At 37.1% G+C, this 754-nt stretch carries 1 protein-coding gene; it reads right to left on the reverse strand.

Annotated elements, in window-relative coordinates:
* Positions 1 to 68 precede the first annotated feature (68 nt).
* Positions 69 to 754: BamA/TamA family outer membrane protein (locus AC1DND_RS28840; protein WP_477586396.1), on the reverse strand; the 686-nt coding region annotated here is incomplete at its 5' end.

Genomic DNA, 754 nt, shown 5'->3' on the forward strand with positions numbered 1-754 from the left:
AAAGACTGCAAGACAATAAAACCATTAAAAATATTTTTTTCATATGCAATTTCCTAATTAATTTCCTTTTACCACCCTGGAGCGAATGTTAAACCAAATACTCCAGTTTTAACATCCTTCCTTTGGAAAGGAATCGCATAATAAGGCTCTAATACAAAATAGCCAAAAACGTTTACCCGTAACGATATACCAATACTCATTGCTGGCACACGTTCCGTTGTAGATTGATAGGTAACTGGATTTCCTTTATCATCTTTAACAGGAACACCATTGTTATCTAATACAGGTTCTGTCGTATAGGTCGGTTCACTTTTAAACTTCACCTTGGTGTCGTTTGTCCAGGCCAATCCTGCGTCAAAGAATAAATTCAGATCAGAGAATAAAAATTTAGAAGGTATTGCAGCTAACTTTTTAGGCCCTGTAAAAGGTAAGCGTACCTCGAAGTTAAAAACGGCTATTTTACTTCCTGTTAACTGGTTAATATCGAAAGATTCTGACGATTGAGCCGAGGTGCTTTTGTAAATTGAATTTGATTCGTAACCTCTAATTAGATAAGGATAACCCAGATACATTGGATAAAGTCTATCCGCATCTTTACCAATCCTTAGGGTGTTATAACTTCGAACGGCAAATGTTACTGGCTTAGCCCTCCAATATTTACGGAGATCTGCAGTTACACCAGCAAAATTATAGGTACCAAAATACTTTTCCCCACTTACGCGATATCTAAAACCATCAAGCGGACCAGTAAGCC

It is taken from the genome of Pedobacter sp. 01N416 (assembly GCF_056399685.1).